At 48.6% G+C, this 21560-nt stretch carries 21 protein-coding genes; 2 read left to right on the forward strand and 19 right to left on the reverse strand.

Annotated features, from left to right (window positions below):
- Positions 1–9: 9 nt before the first annotated feature.
- From murA to KNO86_RS07205, 6 genes are all read right to left on the reverse strand, one after another.
- Positions 10–1266, reverse strand: a complete 1257-nt coding sequence (murA, locus tag KNO86_RS07180; RefSeq protein ID WP_214694574.1) for a UDP-N-acetylglucosamine 1-carboxyvinyltransferase — start codon at positions 1264–1266, stop codon at positions 10–12.
- Between the two features lie 27 nt (positions 1267–1293).
- Positions 1294–1944, reverse strand: a complete 651-nt coding sequence (gene fsa, locus KNO86_RS07185; protein ID WP_214694576.1) for a fructose-6-phosphate aldolase — start codon at positions 1942–1944, stop codon at positions 1294–1296.
- Between the two features lie 152 nt (positions 1945–2096).
- Complete coding sequence (gene fba / locus KNO86_RS07190; protein ID WP_214694578.1) at positions 2097–2951, reverse strand: class II fructose-1,6-bisphosphate aldolase; 855 nt, start codon at positions 2949–2951, stop codon at positions 2097–2099.
- Positions 2952–3112: 161 nt separating this feature from the next.
- Complete coding sequence (locus KNO86_RS07195) at positions 3113–3472, reverse strand: response regulator (protein WP_214694580.1); 360 nt, start codon at positions 3470–3472, stop codon at positions 3113–3115.
- 91 nt (positions 3473–3563) lie between these two features.
- Positions 3564–3920 (reverse strand): DUF1093 domain-containing protein, encoded by a 357-nt coding sequence (locus KNO86_RS07200; protein ID WP_214694582.1) that lies wholly within the window; start codon positions 3918–3920, stop codon positions 3564–3566.
- 127 nt (positions 3921–4047) lie between these two features.
- Positions 4048–5706: a glycerol-3-phosphate dehydrogenase/oxidase gene (locus KNO86_RS07205; RefSeq protein WP_214694584.1), complete on the reverse strand. Its 1659-nt coding sequence runs from the start codon at positions 5704–5706 to the stop codon at positions 4048–4050.
- A gap of 261 nt (positions 5707–5967) precedes the next feature.
- Here KNO86_RS07205 and KNO86_RS07210 point away from each other — a divergent pair, with 261 nt between their 5' ends.
- Positions 5968–7083, forward strand: coding sequence for an NADH-dependent flavin oxidoreductase (locus tag KNO86_RS07210; RefSeq protein WP_214694586.1), 1116 nt, complete (start codon positions 5968–5970; stop codon positions 7081–7083).
- Between the two features lie 20 nt (positions 7084–7103).
- On the opposite strand, the gene KNO86_RS07215 is transcribed toward KNO86_RS07210, so the two are convergent.
- The 5 genes from KNO86_RS07215 to KNO86_RS07235 all read right to left on the reverse strand — a co-directional run bounded on the left by KNO86_RS07215 (position 7104) and on the right by KNO86_RS07235 (position 12382).
- Entirely contained in the window at positions 7104–7649 is a 546-nt protein-coding gene (locus tag KNO86_RS07215; RefSeq protein ID WP_214695123.1) for a GNAT family N-acetyltransferase, read from the reverse strand.
- Positions 7650–7680: 31 nt separating this feature from the next.
- Entirely contained in the window at positions 7681–8523 is an 843-nt protein-coding gene (locus KNO86_RS07220; protein WP_214694588.1) for a TVP38/TMEM64 family protein, read from the reverse strand.
- 138 nt (positions 8524–8661) lie between these two features.
- Positions 8662–10257, reverse strand: a complete 1596-nt coding sequence (locus tag KNO86_RS07225; RefSeq protein ID WP_214694590.1) for a CTP synthase — start codon at positions 10255–10257, stop codon at positions 8662–8664.
- Between the two features lie 248 nt (positions 10258–10505).
- Positions 10506–10985: a DNA-directed RNA polymerase subunit delta gene (gene rpoE, locus KNO86_RS07230; RefSeq protein ID WP_012727404.1), complete on the reverse strand. Its 480-nt coding sequence runs from the start codon at positions 10983–10985 to the stop codon at positions 10506–10508.
- An 80-nt stretch (positions 10986–11065) separates the two neighbouring features.
- Positions 11066–12382 (reverse strand): hypothetical protein, encoded by a 1317-nt coding sequence (locus tag KNO86_RS07235; protein ID WP_251126965.1) that lies wholly within the window; start codon positions 12380–12382, stop codon positions 11066–11068.
- Positions 12383–12561: 179 nt separating this feature from the next.
- On the opposite strand from KNO86_RS07235, the gene KNO86_RS07240 reads away from it, so the two are divergent.
- On the forward strand, positions 12562–13860 hold the full coding sequence (locus tag KNO86_RS07240; protein WP_214694594.1) for a globin-coupled sensor protein: 1299 nt from the start codon (positions 12562–12564) through the stop codon (positions 13858–13860).
- Positions 13861–13898: 38 nt separating this feature from the next.
- Here the strand turns inward: KNO86_RS07240 and KNO86_RS07245 are convergent, their stop codons facing one another.
- The 8 genes from KNO86_RS07245 to KNO86_RS07280 form a co-directional block, all read right to left on the reverse strand.
- Complete coding sequence (locus KNO86_RS07245) at positions 13899–16025, reverse strand: (Fe-S)-binding protein (RefSeq protein ID WP_074035807.1); 2127 nt, start codon at positions 16023–16025, stop codon at positions 13899–13901.
- Positions 16026–16117: 92 nt separating this feature from the next.
- Positions 16118–16834: a hypothetical protein gene (locus KNO86_RS07250; RefSeq protein WP_214694601.1), complete on the reverse strand. Its 717-nt coding sequence runs from the start codon at positions 16832–16834 to the stop codon at positions 16118–16120.
- Between the two features lie 7 nt (positions 16835–16841).
- A complete protein-coding gene (locus tag KNO86_RS07255) occupies positions 16842–17360 on the reverse strand; it encodes a GNAT family N-acetyltransferase (protein ID WP_214694603.1) in 519 nt (172 codons plus the stop codon).
- Positions 17361–17527: 167 nt separating this feature from the next.
- Positions 17528–17956 carry a hypothetical protein gene (locus KNO86_RS07260; protein ID WP_074035800.1) on the reverse strand — a complete coding sequence of 143 codons (429 nt, stop codon included), beginning with the start codon at positions 17954–17956 and terminating at the stop codon, positions 17528–17530.
- Positions 17956–18372 (reverse strand): YwiB family protein, encoded by a 417-nt coding sequence (locus KNO86_RS07265; protein ID WP_214694605.1) that lies wholly within the window; start codon positions 18370–18372, stop codon positions 17956–17958. The genes KNO86_RS07260 and KNO86_RS07265 overlap by 1 nt, the downstream gene beginning before the upstream one ends.
- 51 nt (positions 18373–18423) lie before the next feature.
- On the reverse strand, positions 18424–18984 hold the full coding sequence (locus KNO86_RS07270) for a GNAT family N-acetyltransferase (RefSeq protein ID WP_214694607.1): 561 nt from the start codon (positions 18982–18984) through the stop codon (positions 18424–18426).
- 34 nt (positions 18985–19018) lie between these two features.
- Positions 19019–19681, reverse strand: a complete 663-nt coding sequence (locus tag KNO86_RS07275) for a Type 1 glutamine amidotransferase-like domain-containing protein (protein ID WP_214694608.1) — start codon at positions 19679–19681, stop codon at positions 19019–19021.
- A 119-nt stretch (positions 19682–19800) separates the two neighbouring features.
- A complete protein-coding gene (locus tag KNO86_RS07280) occupies positions 19801–21507 on the reverse strand; it encodes a glycoside hydrolase family 13 protein (protein WP_214694610.1) in 1707 nt (568 codons plus the stop codon).
- Positions 21508–21560: the final 53 nt, after the last annotated feature.

A 21560-nucleotide genomic window follows, 5' to 3' on the forward strand; every position in this document is an offset into this window, starting at 1 on the left:
ATCTCCCCTTTATGCCTCGGTGTGATCTTCCACCCAAACGAGCGCACCGAGTTGTTTTAATTTGCCGACAAAGTCGACGTATGAATCATTCAACCGTTCTGCATGAAGTAACGTCGATTCTCCAGACGCTTGAAGTGCTGATAAAACGAGTGCCGCGGCACTTCGCGCATCTGTACATTCCATTTCTGCGTTTGCGAGCTGATTTCCTCCGCGAATCACAGCAGACGCATCTTCTAGCGTGATTTGCGCGTTCATTCGGCGCATCTCGGCGATATGTCGGAATCGTTGGGAATACAGCTTGTCCGTGACAACGCTCGTCCCGTCTGCCTTCAACAAAGCCGCTGACATGATCGGCTGCAAGTCACTCGGATATCCCGAATAATGGAACACGCGAATGTCTGTCGGCAAGAATTGATTGGCGGTCACTGTGATCGATTCCTCGCCAACTTCCACCTGCGCACCATAATCCAATAGTTTTTGGATGACCCCTTCAAGGTGAGTCGAAATGACCGGTTGCACGGTCACACTACCCGACACCGCGCCGAACATCATAAATGTACCTGCCTCGAGGCGATCCGGGATTAACGTATGGGTACACCCATGCAAACGTTCGACTCCTTTGATACGAATCTCATCGGTACCCGCTCCACTCACGTGTGCGCCCATTGATGTGAGCATCGTTGCCACATCGACGACTTCAGGGTCACAGGCCGCATTCTCGATGACAGTCGTCCCTTTCGCCAAGACCGCCGCAAGCATCGCACTCACAGTTGCCCCGAACGACCGCAAGTCCAAATAAATCCGATTCCCGACGAGTTCTTCGACTCGGACGTGATAGAGCCCGGATTCATTTTCGACATGAATGCCAAGACGTTCCAACGCTTTCAAGTGTAAATCAATCGGTCGTGGACCAATCGCATATCCTCCGGGTAGCCCGACCGCCCCTTTTCCGAATCGAGCGGCGAAGACACCGAGTAAATAGACAGCGGCACGGACTTTCCGCGTCTCGGAGCCGAGAAGAGGCATGGCGACAGCTTCATTCGAATGAATGGTCATCTGTTCGCCCTCACGCTCGACCTGAACCCCTAGCTCTCTCAACAAGTTGACCATCACTTCTACATCCTCAATCATCGGGACGTTTTCAATCGTCACCGACTCCTCTGTAAGAAGTGCAGCCACAAGGCAAGGGAGAGCGCTTTGTTTCGCCCCGCTAATCTCAACGATTCCTTCTAATTTTTGCTGCCCAACGATATGGAGAATTTCCACGCTGATCAAAACCTTTCTACGACGGACTTATTTGGATTGAGCGTTGTTCCAATCCGCTAAAAACTGCTCAATGCCTTTGTCTGTGAGCGGATGTTTCATCATCTGTTCGATGACTTTGTAAGGGACTGTCGCAATGTCAGCCCCGAGGAGTGCGGCTTTCGTCACATGAACCGGGTGACGTACAGAGGCCGCGATGATTTCTGTCTCGATGCCATGAATCGCAAAGATGTTGGCAATCGTCTCGACGAGGTCGAGTCCATCTTGACCGATGTCATCCAAACGTCCGATGAATGGAGAAATATATGAAGCACCGGCACGTGCCGCGAGTAACGCTTGGTTCGCGTTAAAGATGAGTGTCACGTTCGTTTTGATCCCGAGCTCTTTCAACTGCTTCACCGCTTCCATCCCCGCTGGTGTCATCGGAACCTTTACCGTAATATTCGGCGCAATGGCAGCAAGTTCCTTTCCTTCTTCCACCATACCCTTTGCATCCAGTGCAATAACTTCCGCGCTGACTGAGAGATCCCCGACGATCTCACAAATTTCACGAAGTCTTGTATGGAAGTCGACACCTTCTTTAGCGACGAGCGACGGATTCGTCGTCACGCCTCCGATGACGCCCATCTGATGGGCTTGTTTGATGTCTTGCACATTTGCTGTGTCAATGAAAAAACGCATATGTGTCTCCTCCTCAATTTGTGATCGCTTACAATCTCTATTATGAGGAAAGAACAGGTGAATTACTACACCCTTTGTCAGATTCAGAGCCTGATGTCAGTCGAACATACAAAAAGTCGGTTCTCATAGAGAACCGACTTAATCAAACAGGATTATGCTTGGTTGCTAGAACCAAACTCACGCATTTTGCCAGTTACGACGTTGTAGATCGCTTCGATCCCAGGTCCGATAACTTTACGTGGGTCATATACTTTCGAGTCAGCGTCAAGCTTCTCACGTACCGCACGAGTCCACTCTTGTTGGCACTCAGTGTTAACGTTGATTTTGCTGTGTCCGAGCTCGATTGCTTTTTTAACTTGGTGCTCAGGAATACCTGATCCGCCGTGAAGAACGAGTGGAGTTTGTGTCGCTTTCGCGATTTCTTCCATCTCTTTGAAGCCAAGCTTCGGCTCACCTTGGTATGGTCCGTGTACAGAACCGAGTGCTGCAGCAAGTGCATCCACTTTCGCTTCTTTGACAACACGTACACACTCTTCGAGGTCAGCGTATTGTACGCCACCGATGACGCCGTCTTCTTCGCCGCCAACTGTACCGACTTCTGCCTCAACAGAAGCGCCTTTAGCGTGCGCGTACTCGACAACTTGTTTCGTCATTTCAACGTTTTCGTCGATCGGGTGGTGTGAACCGTCGATCATGACTGATGTGAATCCAGCGTCGATCGCTGCTTTACACTTGTCGAATGAAGAACCGTGGTCAAGGTGGATTGCAACTGGAACAGTGATGTTGTAGTCGTGCATGAGACCTTCAACCATTTTGACAACTGTTGTGAAGCCACCCATGTACTTCGCTGCACCTTCTGATACACCGAGGATTACTGGTGATTTCTCGTCTTCCGCAGCGCGAAGAATCGCTTGCGTCCACTCGAGGTTGTTGATGTTGAATTGGCCGACTGCATACTTGCCTTCGAATGCTTTGTTAAGCATTTCTGTCATTGATACTAATGGCATAATGACATCCTCCTGTCTGTTCGCTATTATACACGTTTGGGAAAAGTTCCCCCGTGCAATTCGTTCCCATTATAACACACCGTAAAACATGTGCCTATGCTATTCGGGCATAGAAATGGCTTAGCGCAAGCGTTTACATATGTCATCTTGGTGACGAAACGTCAAATTTTCAAGACTTCCTTCACTTTTTCAATCATTCCGTATATATCAAACGGCTTTTCAAATTGTGCAGTGATTCCGAGACGACGCACCTCGTCAATCACCGTTTCTTCTCCGAATGCCGTCATGATCATGACAGGTGTCTCTAGTTCTTGTTCTCTCATCCGACGCAACACTTCATGACCGAACATACGGGGCATGTTCATATCGAGAAGTACTAAATCGTATTGCTCTCGCTCTAAAAATTCCCAGGCCATGATGCCGTCTTGTGCCGTGTCCACGTCAACACCCATGTTCGTGAACACTTGTGCGAGCATCGTACGAATTCCGTCCTGGTCATCTGCAATCAACATCCGTGACATGCATGTCCCTTCTTTCATTCATCATTTTCCATAATCAAACAATTTAACCTTACCAAACTCGCCTCTTTTTCGCGATGCCTATCTTTTGAAATCAAGGGAACGATGACTCGGTATCTTCTTGTTGTTCTTCTTTCAACTGTGCAGGTACCTCTAGCGCGTTCACACGTTCATAATCGGTCACTTCAGGAGCTTCCTCTTTGACATACACTTTCAAAAAGTCCCCTTCTGCAAATAATGAGGGAGTCGCAATGGCGAGCGGTCGCTTCTTCCCGTCTTCATCGTAGCCGATGAGGTCGTACCGATATCCGTTCGATGTCTGTGTCGCCACTTCCGCGCTCGGGACCTTGACATAATACACATCGGCTAACAGACGATCCAGATTGACATAGCGCCAGCCTACTATGAATAGAACGCCGATTAATAAGACGGCGATGAGCTTTCGTATCATAAACAGTTCTCCTTCAACGTGAGAGTGACTACTTATGAGATATACCGTTATTCCGAAGTCATGAAACCATTCCACAAAAAGAGGTTCATCCTGTTCAGAATGAACCTCTCGTGTGACGCGTTGGATGTTATGATTCGACAGTCACTGGAACGACTGCGATTTCAATCTCCTTCTCGACCTCTTCACGCTCCTCTTTCAAACGCTCATCTGACCATTTGAAGACATCGGCCATGCAACGAAGGACACCGTCTTTATATTGACGGACGAAGTCGATATCGAAGAACATTGCGCCTGTCCGGCGAATCAAGAAGTCGATGGCACGAACGACTGATTCTTCTTCGATTCCGTAAACTAATTGCGCATAGACGATTTCAGGAAGGTCATATGCGTTCGCGTCCATCCGTTCGATGACACGATCGATATTTGATCCGTATAGACGAACAAGTTCTTCCGCATGGTTTTCGTCCAAGCCATGATTTTGAAGTTCTTTTGTTTTCTTCTCAAGGAAGTCTTTGAAGCCTTTCGAACCGCCGACATGACCACCTGACATCGGCATATGCTTCGTCCGGCTGGCCAAATAGACGACACCGTCTTCTTCTTTCAACAGTTTCGCGACGAGGTCGACGACCGTTTCTGACATCTTGCGATACCCTGTCAATTTACCGCCGGCAATCGTGATCAAGCCGCTGTCTGACTGCCAAATTTCGTCCTTACGTGAAATTTCAGAAGGGTCTTTTCCTTCTTCGTAAATCAACGGACGAATACCTGCCCAACTCGACTCCACATCATCCGCTGTGACATTGACGTCTGGAAACATATAGTGAATGGCTTCTAAAATATAATCGCGGTCTTCCGTCGTCATGCGTGGATGCGCTTTGTTTTTATCGAAGAACGTATCCGTCGTTCCGACGTATGCTTTGTTTCCGCGTGGAATCGCAAAGACCATGCGACCGTCTGGTGTATCAAAGTAAATCGCTTGTTTGAGCGGGAATTTTGACTGGTCGATGACCAAGTGAATCCCTTTCGTCAGGCGAAGCTGCTTCCCTTTTTTCGAGTTATCTTCTTCTCGCAACTCGTCGACCCATGGACCTGTCGCATTGATGATTTTCTTCGCATAGACGTCATACGTTGACCCGTCAATCTGGTCTTCAACGTGTACACCGGCCACTTTGCCGTTTTCGTAAATCAACCCTGTCACTTTGGCGTAGTTCATGAGAAGCGCACCATGATTCGCTGCTTCTTTCGCCACTTCAATCGTCAATCGTGCATCATCTGTGCGGTACTCGACGTAATAACCGCCTCCGACCAAATCATCTTTTTTCACGAGCGGTGCCTTTTTGATGACCTCATCTGGTTTGAGCATCATGCGACGTTCTGCACGTTTAACACCTGCGAGGAAGTCGTACACCATGAGTCCAATCGATGTTGAGAAGGGACCGAACGTGCCTCCCTTGTGCATCGGTAAAAGCATTTGTTCCGGTGTCGTGACGTGTGGACCGTTCTCATATACGATGGCCCGCTCTTTCCCGACTTCTGCGACGAGCGCCACTTCGAATTGTTTCAAATAGCGGAGTCCCCCGTGAACAAGCTTCGTCGAACGACTTGATGTCCCTGCCGCAAAGTCTTGCATCTCGAGGACAGCTGTCTTCATCCCACGCGACGACGCATCGAGCGCAATCCCCGCTCCGGTAATCCCTCCACCGACAACAAGAACGTCATGACGTTCACTTGTCAGTTGCTCATATCGTTTCGCTCGTTCTTTCGCTGAGAAATTTCTGATTTCCATCTTATTCCCTCCTATAGTAAGTACGGTTCAATGAATAGAAAAAGAGACCACAACAAAAACAAGGCTTCCCCCTTCTGTTGTGGTCTCTCTATTGTCTCGAACCGAATATCAACTTTTCTCCTGTATTATACCCTATTCTTTTGAGTTCAATCATCTCTTACGCTTGAGCAACCTGTAATGTGTTGTTTCACAAGCATCCGACTCGCATTTTTGAGTCGAGAAGCTTAGACTTCAAGGTATCATGTTGAAGGAGGATTTCAGATGAAACGTATGTTACAACCTTTTCAGTTCAAAAATGGCGTCGAATTACCGAACCGCCTCGTGTTGGCACCGATGACACATTACTCATCAGAGCCAACGGGCGAAGTATCCGAGCATGAGCTCGCCTACTATCGGAAGCGGGCGCAAAACGTCGGGCTCGCCATCACGGCTTGCGCGTACGTGACAGAAGACGGGAAAGGGTTCCCGAACGCATTCGGGGTCAATGACGACAAATTCATCCCGGGTCTCCGTCAATTGGCAGAAAGTTTAAAAGCGGAAGGCGCAAAAGCCATCCTTCAAATTTTCCACGCAGGACGGATGTCACCACCTGAACTCGTCCCGAACGAACAACCCGTCAGTGCAAGTGCCGTCGCACCTGTTCGCGAAGGCGCCGCTACACCACGTGCCCTCGAGACCGAAGAAGTCGAAGCCATCATCGAGGCGTTCGGCGAAGCGACGCGTCGCGCCATCGAAGCCGGATTTGACGGAGTCGAGATTCATGGGGCGAACACCTACTTGATTCAACAATTCTTCTCACCGCACTCAAATCGCCGTGAAGATCGCTTCGGCGGTGATGTCCATGGACGTTTGACGTTCCCGCGCGAAGTCATTCGTCGTGTCAAAGAAGCAGCTGTAGATGCAGAAGACTTCTTGGTCGGTTATCGCTTCTCACCAGAAGAAATCGAAGAGCCAGGCATCACGCTCGACGACACGGATGTGTTGCTCGATATGATTTTAGAAGAAGGCGTTGATTATATTCACGCTTCTCTCTGGAACTTCAATACAGCTTCTATGCGTGACGAGAACGTCACGGAACGTTCGATTGATCGCATCGCAAAACGAATCAATGGTGCCATCCCACTCATCGGAGTCGGGCAGCTTCAGTGTCCGGCGCAAGTCGAAGACGCACTCGAGGTCGTCGACCTTGCCGCACTCGGTCGTGAACTCATCATCGACCCGGAGTGGCTTGAAAAAGTGAAATCGGACCGCGAAGACGAGATCGAGACAGAACTCGACTTGAACAAACAAGCCGAACTCGCCGTCCCCGCTCCACTTTGGAATGCCATCACGACTCGTGCCGGTTGGTTCCCGATTAAAGATCAAGAAGTGAAATAACACAAAGCACCGCGGACTTTTTATCCGCGGTGCTTTTGCGTAATCCATTCTTCCCGTAACATACCCATCCGAATCGAATCATAGCGCTTCTCGTTAACGACACGCACTTGACGGATTCGACCTTCAAGTTGCATACCTACTTTTTCAGCGACCCGCATCATCCGTTCATTTCCTGACCATGTCGTCAAGCCGACACGGACGACTGGTAACGTCTCAAATAAATGTTCTGTCCATAGACGAAGGGCACGCGTCCCGACACCACGATTCCAGCGGTCGGACTGATGCAAGATGATGCCCATCTCGAGCCACTCTCGTCCGGTATCTTCGAAATAGTAAGAAACGGTCCCATATACGGTTCCATCCACTTCAATGACCCACATGTCATCTTTTTGGATGAGCGACTGCTCGATTTGCTGAAACTCTTCGTAGGACATCGTCTTGTGTTCAAAGTAAGGGGCGTCCCATTGTTTCCACTCCGGTGTCGCATCCCGATAAATCAATTCCCATAGTCGTGATAAGTCTTGTTCTTCAATCGGTCGAATGACCACTTCATTGTCTTGTCGCATCTTGTCTTCCTCTCTATAGATCGTCATTACCTTATTCTTGCGTCCCATTCGAATCTCCTTTTTTTCGCTTGCGCCAGATGAACGCAAGAATCAAGACAATCAAACTCGCCATGACGGAAGCGATTGCAATTGGACTCGAATCGGTCATAAACAATTGTCCGATGGAGACAGAATAGGCAAGTCCGAACGAAGTGACGAGTTTTGCACCGAACGCGATGCCCGCGAAACGTGGGAACGGCACGCGACTGAATCCGGCCGCAAGACAGATGACCTCGTCCGGCAAAATCGGAATGATGAATAAGACGAGCAAAATTCCAAGACCATACTTCTCGACATATCGGTCGTACGTCTTCAACTTCTCCTCATCGACCCAACGGATGATCCGTTCACGACCGAACCTGGCCAACCCATACATGACAAAGATACCAAGTGTAGTCGAAATACTCCCGACTAAAGCGGCACGAAACGGTCCGAGCGCTACACTTCCAATCGGCACACTGACCGCTTCCGGGACCGGCAAGGCAATCGGCTGTAAAAAGCTGAATGCCGCGAACACCCAGACCGCCTGTCGTTCATATTGTTCTAATAGACGATCTAATCCGTATGTGTCATAGAGAACAAGTCCGAACGAGACGTAATAGACGAGAACGAAAATTAAGAAGAGAGAAAACGTAATTTTCCACATCTGCTTCAGGATGACGTTCGAGCCGTCCCGAATCGCCCGTAGTAGTCCGACCGAGAGTGCGAGTAAGACAATGCCCGTCCACCCGAGTTGGTACGGCAAAAGGAGGGATGGCAAGACGACGAACGGCAACAGACTGAGCGCCACAAGCCCCAACCCGTATCCAAGATAAATCGAATGTCGTTCTTTCATGAGCCATCACCCTCTCCCCGTTCTACTTCTAGTGTACCCAGAAAGTGAAGGGGATGTATCCTGCCAAGGGCACCTTCCCTCTCATGCTTTTGATGTAGAAAAAACCACGATCCGCAATGGACCGTGGCTTTCAATCACTTATTCTCCAAGTGACGCTTGGATGAAGTCATGGAATAGACGTTGTGGACGCTCTGGACGCGAAATCAATTCTGGGTGGAACTGTGATGCCACGAACCACTTGTGTTCTGGAATTTCAATGATTTCTACGAGACGACCGTCTGGGCTCGTACCTGAGAACTTGAAGCCTTCTGCTTCAAACGCTTCACGGTACTCGTTGTTGAACTCATAACGGTGACGATGACGCTCGTATACGAGCTCTTGATCGTATGCGGCGTGTGCGTTCGTCCCTTTTTCGAGTTTACATGGGTAGAGTCCGAGACGGAGTGTACCGCCAAGGTCTTCGATGTCCTTTTGCTCTGGAAGAAGGTCGATGATTGGATACGGTGTCGATGGATCGATTTCAGCCGTATGGGCACCGTCCAACTTCAAGACGTTACGGGCAAACTCAACCGTCGCGAGTTGCATCCCGAGACAGATCCCGAAGAATGGGACGTTGTTTTCACGAGCGAAACGTGTCGCTTCGATTTTCCCTTCGATCCCACGTTCTCCGAATCCACCAGGAACGAGGATACCGTCTGCATCGCCGAGGATGTCTGAGACATTTTCAGCTGTCACGTCTTCTGCGTTGACCCAGTCGATGTCGATGTCCGCGTTGAACGCATAACCTGCATGCTTGAGTGCCTCTGCGACTGAGATATAAGCATCACGCAACTCGACGTATTTCCCGACGAGTGCGATTTTTACTTTCTTCTCAAGGTGTGTGACCGTGTGAACGAGCTCTTTCCAAGCCGTCATGTCAGCAGCCGGTGTGTTGAAACCGAAGTAGTCGTTGACGAGTTGGTCCATTCCTTGTTTTTGAAGGTTGAGTGGTACTTCGTAAAGCGTCGATGCGTCTTGTGCTTCGATGACCGCCTCTTTACGCGTATCACAGAAGAGTGCGATTTTCTCACGCATGTCTTCCGGGATATCGTGTTCTGTACGGAGAACGATGATGTCTGGTTGAATCCCGTAGCTGCGAAGCTCTTTGACGCTGTGTTGTGTCGGTTTCGTCTTCATTTCACCTGCCGCACGAAGGTAAGGAACGAGTGTACAGTGAACGTACATGACGTTCTCTTTCCCGATGTCATTTTTTACTTGGCGAATGGCTTCGATGAACGGAAGAGATTCGATATCTCCGACTGTTCCACCAATCTCTGTAATGACGACATCAGCGTTCGTTTCACGTCCTGCACGGAAGACACGGTCTTTGATTTCATTTGTGATATGTGGAATGACCTGAACCGTTCCACCGTTATAGTCTCCACGACGCTCTTTCTTCAAGACAGTCGAATAAATGCGCCCTGATGTGACGTTCGCGTTTTGCGACAAGTTAATGTCGATGAAACGCTCATAGTGTCCGAGGTCAAGGTCAGTCTCAGCACCATCATCTGTGACGAATACTTCTCCGTGTTGATACGGGCTCATCGTACCTGGGTCAATGTTGATGTATGGGTCAAACTTTTGAATCGTGACGTTGAGTCCTCGATTTTTGAGTAGACGCGCGAGTGAAGCTGCCGTGATCCCTTTACCGAGCGAAGATACTACCCCGCCTGTTACGAAAATGTACTTTGTCATGTTTCTTTCTCCTCTCTTGAATACCAACCATCGGGAAACGAAAAAACAAAAAAAGCAAAAGTGCCCCCGTGAATGGGGGACACTTTTGCTGTATCGTTACGTGCTAAACTAGCCCATGACTAATTTACGCCAGAGACGATACAGTCGTCAAGATATTATTTTTTCTTTTTTTCAAGTCGGTGAAAACGACTAAAAAAGAAAAAGAGACACGCCTAGCCGGGCGCGATGCCCGGCTTTTTTGCGGTCTCTTATAAATCATCCTCGTCTTCGAGATCGAGGTCGTCGTCCAAGTCGTCATCCTTGAAGTCATCAAGGCCTTCTACTTTTTCTTCTTCGTCCTCATCGTCAAATTCAGATGAATCATAATCTTCTACTTTTGCGAATACATCCAAGTCATCTTCGATATCGACGATGCCTTCGTCTGCTTCTTCGAACTCTTCTTCGAATTCGTCAAGTTCACCACGTTGACGTGCTTCGATGACGAGATCCTCATCCGACTTGTCGAATGGGTACCAAACGCGAAGCGCCCAACGGTTTGCTCCCAAGTTGACGAACAACCCGTCGATGTTCAAATCGGTGTAAAGTTGTGCGATTTTCTCGAGCTCTTCTTCTTCACTCGCAAACGTATAGTTTTGCTTGATCTTTTCGCGAATCTCATCAAAAGAAACAGGCTGTTCGCCAGTTTCTTGGAGAAGTTCATAAACGAAATCAATCAACGATTTATTCATTAAAGGACACTCCTTTTCCGTCACTAGTTAAACATCACTCCTCATTATAAACAAAAGCGATATGAAAAAGCTAGAGGAAATTATGATTCATTGGAGACCTCGGCTCGAACACGGAACCAATAAACACTGATCAACCCGATATTGAACAACCACGTCAGTCCCAGAACGCCAAACATCCATCCTCGCGGAATTTGAAATGACAATTCCGCATTGACGGTCTGTCCAACGTATAAACCGTACGCTAATAATCCGACCATCAAGAACGAATACGATACGACCATCCCGAATCGCTTCCATAATTGGAGAAGTAATGATGCGAACTCTTTATTTTCACCATACTCACCAAATAGATACGTGTGACTCACATTAGAATACATCGTCTGTGTATATCCACTTACGAACAATACCGGTATGAACGCAAGCGGATTAAGAAAACCAAGGAAAAACACAAGGGATGAAATCAGTAAAACGAGATAAGGGTGTCTCGCAAAATCAAATATATGACCAAACAAGATCCAACCAATCACGCCGGCTAAAAACGGAACGAACACATATATCATTAACACTTGGAACGAATAGAGAGCAATGCTGACAAACACAGCACCAATTAACGTCCAACCGCCGAACAATCCGATGACAAATGACAATAATTGAACTTGGCGCGTCCGACTCGCCCCAATGAAGGCACGAACTCGTTTTTGGAATAACAACCAACCCACATATGCTAACAAAATAATCATCAGACTAAACACTTCGATGTAGCCTCGCGCTCCTTCCAAGAGACTAAGGAGACGACTAATCAACGTAAAGACGGTGACCGCGATAAAGGCGCGGAGAAAAGAACGGGTTTCAAACTGCCATGTCGCAGATTTTTGAAGGGGCAACTTTCGTACGAATAGCCAAGGCAAAATGAGACTCACTAAGAATAAGGCGATGGCAAGATTGTACGACTGTGACAATGCGTAAGAGAACAAAGCGATCCAGCCGACTAACGCGAGGACTAATGGTAATGAACTGCCACTCTCTTCATTCGAGTCAGCTTTCTCAGCAGGCTTCAATTCATTCAATTGCGATAAAATCGTCGTCATGATGGTACCGACTCCAATCGAGCCGACGCCTACCAAAAATGCGCTCCATTCAATGGCACGATCAAATGGAAGCACAAAACACACGAGACCGACCAGAAGGACAGACGAAGCAATTAAAAACGTATCCTTTGAACCGCGTCGACCGATGACATACACCCACAATAAAAGACCGGACATACTCGCCACATAAAAAATCAGGAATGGAATGAGACGCCCAACCCCTTCTTCGACTGCCATGATGGATAAAAACAAAATCTGGGGAAGGATTTGGCTACTGAGCGCACTGACAATCGTCAACAAAACAACCATATTTTTCACAGTCCGCACCCCTAACTCAAGATTGAATATTCTGCTCTTCAATCATCCTTTCCCATATCCATTTATCGGTGAACCTTTTTCGAAACACATTCACTTCTCAGTTTCTTCACACTTCTGTCGATATAGAAGAGAACGTCAATTTAGATATGAGATAAAAGGAGAATAAAAATATGGCATTTTTTCGTAAGACAACCTTAACGGACTTCGTTGCTTCAGCAGGTTTTCCCGACATTCAGACAATCGCCAAACCGTCTGACTCGAGTTTGAGCGGACGCACTCATTATATGGGTTACACGACCTCTCAAGTGAAGCGTCTACAAGATATGGCTCCACTCGTGGAGTCCGTGCTAGATGACGTACTTGAAAGCGTGCTCGACCATTTAATGCTCCAACCCGAAATGGTTCGCATCGCAAACGCTTCATCAACAAGGGAACGTTTAAAGAAAGTATTCGCCGATTATTTCCGCAGTTTGTTGACGGGAAACATCGATGACAAGTTCTTAGCCATGCGAAAACGAATGGGACAAACTCACCACCACTTCGCGGTCCCTGTCGTCTGGTTCCTTGCGACGTATTCTGCTTTTAACACACTACTTGTCCCAAAAGTCGTCGAGACGTATCAACATGACCCGGCGACTTTGACGGAATCGCTTTTGGCGTTATCACACGCGATGAACTTAGACGCTCAAATCGTTACCGAACAATACGTCAATGCCCGTCTCGATGAACTCGAGTCCGCGAACGAGGCCCGTGCCACATTGTTAAGCGACGTCTCACGCGTCAGTGCAGAAGTCGCTACGACGATGGACCGAACAGGGCAAGCGATGTCTGAAACAAGCAATCGCGCACACCAAGTTCTTGCGGAAACGGAACAAACGGAAAAGATGAGTCGCCACTTGATGACGTTGACACATACGAACGGCGAACAAATCGAACAGATGGAAGTCGAATTCAAACAGTCTGCTACTTACGTCGACACTTCGCTCGATCGCATCACAGCTCTAAAAAATGGTTCTCAAGAAATCGTCAGCATGACGCGAAGTATCGAACAAATCGCCAATCAAACGAACTTGCTCGCCCTAAACGCCTCAATCGAAGCGGCTCGAGCGGGTGAACACGGGAAAGGATTCGCTGTCGTCGCCACCGAAGTGCGCACACTCGCGGAGAACGCGAAACAACTGAGCAGTCAAATCAATGCGCTCATTAACGAAAATGAAGCCAATATCGCCGAACTTTTCGATCAAATGGGACATATGCATCGGACGAACGATGAAGCCATGCGCCAACTGAACGCCGTGAAAGCAGGTTTCTCGACCGTTCAAGATGAAATGGGGCAATACGTCCTTTCGTTTGAACGGAACAAACAAGACCTCGGACAGATGGTTGAAACCATTTCATCCATCAACGAGACGACACAAGGTTTGTCTCATTTGACCTCTTCGCTTCTATCCACCGCTGAAATGCAATAAACAAACAAGGCACGGTCCGCGGACCGTGCCTTCCTGCATTATTGTACAACCGGTTCTGGTATCTCGATGGCTTTCAGTGAGCGATCGAGTAATTCGACGACGTCGAACGTGCCGACCGTCTCATCGACTTCTTTCGCTTTCGTTCCATCAGACAACATCGTCAAACAGTACGGACATGCCGAACCGATGACTGTCGGTTTCGTCTCAAGCAATTGTTCCGTCCGGGCCACGTTGACACGTGTCCCGACTTTCTCTTCTTGCCACATGAGACCACCACCGGCTCCACAACACATACCGTTTTCACGGTTACGTGTCGCTTCGACGAGTTCGACACCCGGGATCCGTTCGAGGACGAATCGTGGTGCATCATAAATGCCGTTGTAACGACCGAGGTAACATGAGTCGTGATAGACGACACGTTCGTTCACTTGAAGATCCGGCTGAATCCGACCCGTATCGAGCAATTCGGCGAGTAACTCCGTATGGTGATACACTTTCACACCATCAAGTCCGAAGTCTGGATACTCGTTTTTGAATGTGTTGTAGGCGTGTGGGTCGACCGTGACGATTTTCGTCACCCCATACTTCTCAAACAATTTAATGTTCGCTTCGGCGAGTTCTTGGAAGAGTAACTCGTTTCCGATTCGACGAGGTGTGTCCCCTGAGTTCTTCTCTTCGTTTCCGAGAATGGCGAATGAAACGCCCGCCTTGTTCAAGACGCTCGCAAAACTCTGCGCGACTTTTTGACTACGGCTATCGTAAGAGCCCATCGCGCCGACCCAGAAGAGGTATTCGAATTCTTCGCCTGCTTTTTTCTTCTCTTTCGCCGTCGGAATGACGAGTTCTGTATCCTTGCGCCAGTTCTCGCGTTCTTTCCGGTTCATTCCCCACGGGTTTCCTTGACGCTCGATGTTTGCGACCGTGCGCTGCGCCTCCGGATCCATCTTCCCTTCCATCATGACGAGGTAACGACGAAGGTCGATGATTTTATCGACGTGCTCGTTCATGACCGGACATTGATCTTCACAGTTTCGGCATGTCGTACACGCCCAGATTTCTTCTTCCGTGATGACGTTGCCGATCAATTCGTCTGCGACGAGCATATGGCCATCTTGCGCCGCTGCTGCGATTTCAGCACCTTGCGTGTTTTGGAACATGAGTGCCGGTGCCCACGGTGATTTTCTCGTGACCGCCGCACCTTTCATATTCATATGGTCACGAAGTTTGACGATCAAGTCCATCGGCGACAACATCTTCCCTGTTCCCGTTGCCGGACATACATTCGTACAACGTCCGCACTCGACACAAGCGTATAAGTCGACGAGTTGCTTCTGGTTAAAGTCTTCAATCTTGTTGACCCCGAAGACGATTTCTTCATCTGACTCTTCCGCTTCTTCCATCGCTGAAAAATCAACAGGTGCCAAGCGACCGACTTTGTGTGTGCGCCCGAGCCAGACGTTGAGCGTCCCGGCGATCAAGTGCGCGTGTTTGCCTTGCGGGATGTAGACCATGAAGCTGAGTAAGAATAAGAGGTGCATCCACCAAAAGACGACGAACAAGGCGAAAGCGACCGGACCTGGTACCCAAGCAAACGCTGAACCGATGAGTGTCGCGACCGGTTCACCCCACATCGGAAGCTCTTCTTTATAGACGAGGTAAAACCCGTTCCCGAACAAGACGGAAACCATCAACCCACCGATGAAGATGAGGGCGAGACCTGCTAAGAAGTTTCGTTTCAAGCGCACGAGCTTCTCGACGTAACGACGGTAGAATCCCCAAACGACCGCGACGAGAATCATGAGCATGACGATTTCTTGCATGAACGTGAAGATCGGATAGAGTGGACCGAGCGGGATGTGTGGGAAACGTGTTCCGACCGCTAGTCCTTTCCAAATAAAATCAATCGCCCCGAATTGGACGAGGATAAAGCCATAAAACATCATGACGTGAATGGCGCCACTCTTTTTATCCTTTAACAATTTCTTTTGACCGAACACGTTGATCATGACCTGTTCGAGTCGTTCTTTGTTCGTTTGGCTCCATTCTGCCTTCTTCCCGAGCTTGATGAATGTATAACGCTGATGAACCAGCGAAGCAAATAAATACACACCATAGCCGAGGACGAGCAAGAATAGAATCCAGTTGACGATTAAAAATGTAGACATCCCCAAAACTCCCCCTTTTGAAAACGGATTCAATCTTGAATTCAGTATATCAAATGATGAATGAACAGTCATTCATTTTTGTGAAGTTCTCGTCAGAAGTTTAGAAGATGTTTCAAGATGAGCAATAATCCCCCATAACTGCATACGGCCAATACGAATGTGCGGAAGTGCAGATTTCGGTCGGACGGGAGTTCAAACTTCACGATATTGAGAATCATCGCCCCGGCCACGAACGCAAAACAGAGCGCTTCGACGTGTGCGGCCAAGTCAATCCAGCGTGAAAAGAACCCACCGAGCAAAATCCCACCGCTCAACAAGTAGCGTCCTTGTCGCATATAACGTTCTCCATAGTGCCGGTTCAAGTCATGCCCGAGCGCTAAAAAGTGGACACCGAGCGCTGTCGCATAGAAGCTTCTCGCAACAAACGTCACAGAGTCCGCCGTCACCACATACGCCGAAAATGTCATGTATGCTGTGAGGAGCGTCACCTGCAGCCAATACGAAACGGCCCGATCGACCGCTTCATCTTGGAAGTGAGGCGTCCGAACGAACCGCATCGTACCGTAGAACAACGTAAACCCAATGAGACTGACGATGTAGATCTCTGAAGGTAGGGCCAGATTCAACCAATCGATGCGAAGCGTGTCCTGGCGTTTATTCAGCGACGGCAAGAGATACATGAAAAAGTACGTGATGGCGACCCCGCTCGAGAAAGAGAACCACTTCTTTGAAGGAACGGTCTCTTCCCGGAACAAATAGATGCCGAAGAAGTTAATCAGCGCCAAATAGATGATGATCCAGTTCGCCATCTCGTCTTCATCCTCTCAAATCAATCCAAAATCGCTCGACGATCGTCCCATCTTCTTCCGTATACGGTGTGTCCGCGACGCCCCCATTGTTTAAAATGACTTGACGGGAAGCGACGTTTGTCTGATTACACGTGATTAAGGCACGCTCAATGCCTAGCTCTTTCACTTTCTCAAGCGCAAGTTGTAATTGAATCGTAGCGAGCCCCCGTCCGCGCGCACTCGGTTTCACTCCATATCCGACATGCCCACCAATCTTCAAGAGCGATTCGTTTAATTCGTGACGAATGTTCGCCGCCCCGAGAAGCTCCTCTCCGTCCGTGAGCCAATACGTTGTGCTCGGGACCCAGTCGTCCTCTATGTTCTCACGTAACTCTTTCTGACGTAACGTGTTGACGTATGCCTCGAAGTCTGTCGTTTCACGGTCCACTGAGGTCGGGACGATTCGCTCATCCCGTTCGTACCATTCCTCTAAAAATGCCAGAATCTGTTCTTTTTGTTCGACAGATGTCTTGATTAGTATTAACATCACATTTCCCCCTTTATTCATTTCCATTCGCGCTCTCTAAATGGATTTCCTTGTTCCTTCATCTTAGGGAACGCACACTCGAAATAAAATGGACGTTCTCGTCAAAGTTTGTCCCCTTTCAGGCATGAAAAAAGCGCCACCTTGTTCAGATGACACTTTCGGTATGCTTATTCTTCGAGTCCGAGACGTTGCGGCATGTGCGGAGCGAGTTGTCTCGCTTCTTCTAACCGTCCTGCTTCGACGAGCGTATGGAAATGTAAAAACTGTTCGTGCGATGCATCGCTGATGGCTGCCAAATAATCGACGTACCGATCGTAGACCGCTTTGTCTTCTGGGCGTGCCTCGATGAGTGCGATATACAGACGAACGGTGTCCTCTCCGTAAAGGAGCGGGAACTCATCGTTCAATTGAAGCAGTTTATCGATCGAATTGACATCGACACCGTTCTCCTGATCGTAGTGCGTGATGACTTGCTCGGCATGATCCTCGAGACGACCGCGCCACTCTTCATACTCTTCTTCGTTCGTTTCGAGCATCTCGAACCAGTCTTCGTTCAACATCTCTTCAATCTTGTTTACGCGTTCTGTAAAGTTCATCAGTCTTCTCCTCCTTCAAATGTCCATGTGACATGTACTTCATATATGCCAACATCTTCTTCATTCATGGACAACTCATATACGAACGTACATGATTCTTCTGACACATCGAGGCGCGATGTCGTCGTCGCCATCGTCATCGACATATATGGATTCTTGTATAGGCTTTGCGTGAAGCGACCTTCGATGAAGGAGTGATTCATCTCGATCGGTCCTTTACAGATCAGCGCCAATCGTTCCGGCGTGTACTTGATTGTCGTCGGGACCGGTCCGTCCTCTTGTTGTTGGTCAAACATTAAAATAAAGCCAGTCTTCAATGGATAGTATAAACCGTCAGCCGAGAGCTCGATCGCCTCTGGCATGTCACTCATCCGTGTTGTTTGCTGGACACGCACGCGAAGTGGTTCAATCGCCATGCTCATCCCCCTTTCCGTCAACTCATCGTACCATATGTGGTAGGAGTCGTTCTATCGACGGCGCTTCGTTTTCACGTAGACGAGATGGTCTACCCAATCTTCGTTCTCAAAGATAAACCCTTCTCTCGTGCACTCATACGACATGCCGACACGCTCCGCGAGACAAATGGATGCTTCATTATCGAGATTGATATGTGCCTCGATTCGTTGAAAGTTCAAGTCGTCAAAAGCGATGCGCATCGCCAGGTCGACTGCTTCCGTCCCATACCCCTGGTCCCAATGCTGATTATGAATCGTATACCCGACCCTTCCCCATTGAAACGCATCTCGCGCAAGAGTAGAAAAATCCACCATACCAAGGTGTGCCCCATCGTCAAGTCGGAAAATGGCGAAGACATGTGCCTCGTCTTCAAGCGCAAGTGATTGATGATTGTCGACTAGCTGGTCAAACCAAACGGACGTACAGTCGCTCATGTCTAATTTCCCAGGATCATACTCATGTTGCGAAACAAGACGATTTGTAAAACCACTCAACCACGCGTCATAATCTTGTTTCTCTAACGGTCGTACGACGATTCGATTCGTTTTTCGTTGATGTGTAAATCGATTCAATCTCTCAGGTCCCCTTCCTATTGGTTTTATACAGTCAGATAAATTTCTTCCACTTTCCTTGCGAAATCACATCGACCTTTCCTTCATTCACACGAATCGCGGTCTCGTCGTCGATCGCATAGGCGGGTGCCTGTAACGCTTCCGCCCACTCTTCCGCATCTCGTGACGTGTTCTCCAGAAGCATCTCGTGGTCAAGGTGTGGAAAGATCGAGAAGTCGACAAATCCTAACGTCTCATCGTTTTGGTCGTCGGATGCGCGCCATCCGACAAACTCTTCCCCGATTCGTGGCGTCATCACCATACTGCCCGCGCTCAATCCGACATAGACGCCTTCCCAAGATGGGAGTAATGCCGCCACCCCGGACTGTTTCATCCAATGATATAAAAACAGCGGATCGCCACCGTTCACCAGTAACACGTCCGCCCGTTCAAACGCCGGTCTCCATACGGATTCATCGATAGTCGGGAGCGCGCTCAGCTCGAGCACCCCAACCGACTTCCAACCCAATTCACACATCGGTGTCGAGAAATCCCCCTTGAAAAAGTTCCATGCGTGCTGCGTTCCCCCGTTCAACGCATAAATGGCTGTCGGGATACAGAGTGCCGTACACTCTTCAATCGGCTTGTCCAATAATTCTAGAAGTGCTTGTTTGATGCTTTCGTTCTTAATACCTGCTGACGTCAATAACAGTTTCATCTACGTTTCCTCCTTCTTCATCTCCCTATAAGGAGTTCGCATGAGTCGCCGTTATCCCCTTTTTCCAACAAAAAAGGCCGTAGACGAATTTTCGTCCACGACCTTGGAGTTCTGAAAAATTAGCTGATTTTATACACGCGACCTTCGAACGGCTTCAAGTGAAGAAGCGTCGATTCTGTATCGCCCTCGACCGGCATGTTGCTCAAGACGACATCTTTCGCACGAAGTGTCTGGTCCATATCGAACATCGTCTCTTTCGCCGTCAAGTTCGTGACGACAAAGTACTGCGTGTCACCGAGTGTACGCGTATACGCATAGACTTCCGGGTGATCTGGTAAGACAACATCATACGCCCCGTATACAAACGTCTCATCGTCTTTACGGAGTTGAATCATCTCTTTATAGAAGTTAAAGATAGAGTCCTCATCTTCAAGCTGTGCTTCGACGTTGATGTCTGTATAGTTCGGGTTGATGCCGACCCACGGCTTCTCTGCGAATGTGAAGCCGGCATTCGGAGCATCACTCCATTGCATCGGTGTGCGTGTGTTGTCGCGTGACGAGTTCCACGTGATGCGCATCATCTCGTCATGACTCTTCCCTTGTTCGACGCCGATATAGTAGCGATTGCGTGTCGCGATATCGTCATATTGGTCGATTGAATCGAATTTGACGTTCGTCATCCCAATTTCTTGACCTTGATAGATGAATGGCGTTCCTTGCATGAGGAAGTACATCATCGCAATCGACTTGGCGCTTTCTTTCCAGTAACGCTCGTCGTCTCCCCATTTCGAGACCGTACGCGTCTGGTCATGGTTTTCGACGTAAAGGGCGTTCCATCCGTCAGCCTCAAGTCCTTTTTGCCATTTCGTCAACACGTTCTTCAAGTGGACGACATCGAGTTTCGAATCGGCGTCCTCACTCCATAGGTCCATGTGTTCGAATTGGAAGACCATGTTCATCTTCCCTTCTTTTTCACCGACCCAAAGGTGTGCATCGTCAGGTGATACGCCGTTCGCCTCACCGACCGTCATGATGTCATGTTTATTGAACGTCTCGTCACGAAGTTCTTCTAAATAATCGTGAATCCCGTCCACGTTCATGTGCATCTCGAATGACGGTACAAAGTCGAGGTCGTTCGGGTTCGGCAAGTCGGCGAACGTCGGATTCTTGCGGATGTGGCTGATCGCATCAACACGGAATCCGTCGATTCCTTTTTCGAGCCACCAGTTGATCATGTCGTATACGGCTGTACGCATCTCAGCGTTTTCCCAGTTGAGGTCTGGCTGTTTTTTCGAGAAGACGTGCAAGTAGTATTGCTCCGTCGCTTCATCGAATTCCCAAGCCGAGCCGCCAAAGATGGATTCCCAGTTGTTCGGCTTCGATCCGTCCGGTTTTCCGTCACGCCAGATATACCAGTCGCGCTTCGGATTGTCTTTTGAGCTCTTCGATTCAATGAACCAAGGGTGCTCATCCGAAGTATGGTTGACGACGAGGTCGAGCAACAGTTTCATACCGCGCTGATGCACCTCGTCCAATAAGCGGTCGAAGTCTTCCATCGTACCGAATTCGTCCATGATGTCCTGATAGTCACTAATGTCATAGCCGTTGTCATCGTTTGGCGATTTATACATCGGGCAAATCCAGATGACGTCAATGCCGAGGTCTTTCAAATAGTCGAGCTTATCAATGATTCCTTGAATGTCTCCGATTCCGTCTCCGTTCGCGTCATAAAAACTGCGCGGATAAATCTGATAGGCGACGGCTTCTTTCCACCAGTTGCGTTTAAGCGTTTGTGTTTGTTGTTGTTCTCGTTGTAAAAGTTGCATGTGATCTAGATACTCCTTATCCCAAAACTCACTGCTCATCATTTATAATTATC

The organism is Exiguobacterium sp. s160 (assembly GCF_018617575.1).
Classification (GTDB): Bacteria; Bacillota; Bacilli; order Exiguobacteriales; family Exiguobacteriaceae; genus Exiguobacterium; species Exiguobacterium aestuarii_A.

Coding starts and splice junctions, on each gene's coding strand:
- KNO86_RS07205 (WP_214694584.1), bottom strand. CDS start 5,706: ATGGAAATCAGAAATTTCTCAGCGAAAGAACGAGCGAAACGATATGAG.
- rpoE (WP_012727404.1), bottom strand. CDS start 10,985: ATGAATAAATCGTTGATTGATTTCGTTTATGAACTTCTCCAAGAAACT.
- KNO86_RS07240 (WP_214694594.1), top strand. CDS start 12,562: ATGGCATTTTTTCGTAAGACAACCTTAACGGACTTCGTTGCTTCAGCA.
- KNO86_RS07260 (WP_074035800.1), bottom strand. CDS start 17,956: ATGAACTTTACAGAACGCGTAAACAAGATTGAAGAGATGTTGAACGAA.
- KNO86_RS07210 (WP_214694586.1), top strand. CDS start 5,968: ATGAAACGTATGTTACAACCTTTTCAGTTCAAAAATGGCGTCGAATTA.
- fba (WP_214694578.1), bottom strand. CDS start 2,951: ATGCCATTAGTATCAATGACAGAAATGCTTAACAAAGCATTCGAAGGC.
- KNO86_RS07255 (WP_214694603.1), bottom strand. CDS start 17,360: ATGTTAATACTAATCAAGACATCTGTCGAACAAAAAGAACAGATTCTG.
- KNO86_RS07215 (WP_214695123.1), bottom strand. CDS start 7,649: ATGCGACAAGACAATGAAGTGGTCATTCGACCGATTGAAGAACAAGAC.
- KNO86_RS07225 (WP_214694590.1), bottom strand. CDS start 10,257: ATGACAAAGTACATTTTCGTAACAGGCGGGGTAGTATCTTCGCTCGGT.
- KNO86_RS07265 (WP_214694605.1), bottom strand. CDS start 18,372: ATGGCGATTGAACCACTTCGCGTGCGTGTCCAGCAAACAACACGGATG.
- KNO86_RS07195 (WP_214694580.1), bottom strand. CDS start 3,472: ATGTCACGGATGTTGATTGCAGATGACCAGGACGGAATTCGTACGATG.
- KNO86_RS07235 (WP_251126965.1), bottom strand. CDS start 12,382: ATGGTTGTTTTGTTGACGATTGTCAGTGCGCTCAGTAGCCAAATCCTT.
- KNO86_RS07200 (WP_214694582.1), bottom strand. CDS start 3,920: ATGATACGAAAGCTCATCGCCGTCTTATTAATCGGCGTTCTATTCATA.
- KNO86_RS07275 (WP_214694608.1), bottom strand. CDS start 19,681: ATGAAACTGTTATTGACGTCAGCAGGTATTAAGAACGAAAGCATCAAA.
- KNO86_RS07250 (WP_214694601.1), bottom strand. CDS start 16,834: ATGGCGAACTGGATCATCATCTATTTGGCGCTGATTAACTTCTTCGGC.
- KNO86_RS07280 (WP_214694610.1), bottom strand. CDS start 21,507: ATGCAACTTTTACAACGAGAACAACAACAAACACAAACGCTTAAACGC.
- KNO86_RS07245 (WP_074035807.1), bottom strand. CDS start 16,025: ATGTCTACATTTTTAATCGTCAACTGGATTCTATTCTTGCTCGTCCTC.
- KNO86_RS07220 (WP_214694588.1), bottom strand. CDS start 8,523: ATGAAAGAACGACATTCGATTTATCTTGGATACGGGTTGGGGCTTGTG.
- fsa (WP_214694576.1), bottom strand. CDS start 1,944: ATGCGTTTTTTCATTGACACAGCAAATGTGCAAGACATCAAACAAGCC.